The organism is Alcanivorax sp. HI0083 (assembly GCF_001635175.1).
Window position 1 is genome coordinate 1 of record NZ_LWFX01000277.1, and the last position, 687, is coordinate 687.

The window sequence follows — 687 nt, forward strand, 5'->3', positions numbered from 1 at the left end:
GATGCCCAGGGTGTCGCCGTCGATGATGTGGGTGTCGCGCATGGAGCGCATCAGTTCCAGTAATTCGCTCCGGTCGCCCGGAGTGGGTGAGAAAAACTGGCCGACACGCTCCAACCAACTTCGGCTGGTACCGTTATCCGAAAAATCGTCCGACATCAGGGATTAAACTCCGTGTTTTCAGGTTGCGCCTGGCTGTCTTCCTGCACAGGACTGTAAGGATCAGGAAAGCCTTGCTCACCGAGGGCGCGGATTTCCAGGGTTTCCATGACGAGGGCATCGTCATCGTCAATATGATCATAACCCAGCAGGTGCAGCACACCGTGGGTGACCATGTGCGCCCAGTGGGCATCCAGCGGTTTGTGCTGTTCGCTGGCTTCGCGCCGTACCACCGCGTCGCAGATAACGATGTCTCCCAATAGCGGTTCTACCGCGCCTTCCGGCAGCCCCTCGGGCATGTCAAAAGGAAAGGACAGCACATTGGTGGGAGCGTCCTTGTCGCGGTAGTCACGGTTGAGGGTGCGAATCTCGTCTTCATCCACGATGCGCAGGGTAATGTCGCCCACCACACCTCCTGCGGCAATGGCCGCATGGCGTACCCATTCACATAAATGGGGTTCGTCGGGGGCGTCCGGGGCGTCGCTGGCCCACTGGATATCAACGGTCGGTGTCGGTATCCCGCTCATGACG

General features: G+C 59.2%; 1 protein-coding gene. It reads right to left on the reverse strand.

Translation table 11 applies throughout. The features are described from left to right. Positions 1-155: 155 nt before the first annotated feature. On the reverse strand, positions 156-683 hold the full coding sequence (gene ybeY / locus A3754_RS02985; RefSeq protein ID WP_063518809.1) for an rRNA maturation RNase YbeY: 528 nt from the start codon (positions 681-683) through the stop codon (positions 156-158). Positions 684-687 lie beyond the last annotated feature (4 nt).